Genomic DNA, 1,344 nt, shown 5'->3' with positions numbered 1-1,344 from the left:
TGATCTGACCCCAAAAAGTTAGACTTAGGATAGCGTAGTAGTTATAATGACTGCTACGCTATCTTTTTTATATTTATACAGTCATATGTTCTATTCTATATTGCTTAGGACTTAACCATCCTAGTTTCTCTTTTATTCTCTCTTCATTATAGTATTTTATATATTTTTCAATAGCTAATTTCAGTTCCCTATAACTATTATATGTTGTTCCATAGTATATCTCTTGTTTTAATATTCCGAAGAAATTCTCCATTACCGAATTATCCAAACAATTTGCTTTTCTAGACATACTTTGGTAAATACGTTCTTCTTTTAATCTTTTCGAGTATGTCTTCATTTGATAAGCCCATCCTTGATCAGAGTGGAAAGTTCTCCTATAAGGGGATTTAGCTGTGACTTTAATAGCTTTTTCTAGCGCATCCATTATATTTTTAGCTGATGGGCTCTCACTTATACTATAGCTTATTATCTCACCATTAAACATATCCATAAATGGATCTAAATAAAGTTTCTTTACTACTAATTTACCTCTCTCATTAACTTCATAATATTTAAATTCAGTTGTGTCTGTAGTGATTTTTTGATGTGGAATATTAGTATTGAATCGTCTTCTAATTCTATTCTTAGCTGTTTTTCCGATTTTCCCTTTATATGAATTGTATTTTCTACTTTTTCTAGTAAATGATGTAACCTGTAAGCCTAATTTTTGTATAATTCTTTGAACTTTCTTTTTATTTATTATATATCCTAAATTACGTAACGCACCATATATACGTCTATAACCATAATCTTTGTTATTCTTTCTTATTTCTAATATTTTCTCTTCAATTTCTTTATCTGGATTAACTCTATCGAATCTCTTCTGCCAGTACATATATGTTGCTTTTGGCATTTTCGCATATAAAAGAAGGTCTTTAAGTATGAATTCTCCTCGGAGACTGCTTATAATTCTCGCCTTCTTTTCATTTCTGCTTCTTCCGCTAAACGCAGTCTCCTCGCTTCTTTTAAAAATGCATTTTCTATCCTTAGTTGTAGTAATTGATCTTCTAATTCTTTTACATATTCTTTAGATATATTATCATTTGTAGTTTGACTTGTTGTTTCCTTGCTTAACTTTTTAGGTGATTTAGCCATTAAGATTTTCCGACCTTTCCTTCGTTCTCTCAATGCATCAGGACCAGCTACTCTAAAGCGATTAACCCAGTTACAAATAAGCGCTGGATTATTTATACCTTCTTGTAAAGCTAAGTCATTGTATGAGAGTTCACTTGTTAAGTATAATTCTACAACATATATCTTTTTTTCGAAAGGATATTCTTCATTTTTTCTTGAACGATATAATCC

General features: G+C 30.2%; 1 protein-coding gene and 1 pseudogene. Both read right to left on the bottom strand.

The features are described 5' to 3' along the window. Window positions 1–73: 73 nt before the first annotated feature. On the bottom strand, window positions 74–1,012 hold the full coding sequence (locus tag PNO30_RS06130) for an IS3 family transposase (protein WP_271987547.1): 939 nt from the start codon (window positions 1,010–1,012) through the stop codon (window positions 74–76). Then, window positions 943–1,344: pseudogene (locus PNO30_RS06125) on the bottom strand (IS3 family transposase); the annotation flags it as partial. The gene PNO30_RS06130 and the pseudogene PNO30_RS06125, both read right to left, overlap by 70 nt.

The organism is Gemella haemolysans, from assembly GCF_028308085.1.
GTDB classification, from domain to species: Bacteria; Bacillota; Bacilli; order Staphylococcales; family Gemellaceae; genus Gemella; species Gemella haemolysans_D.
Note: the sequence above shows the minus strand (reverse complement) of the source record. Positions and strands in the feature narration are given on the sequence as shown.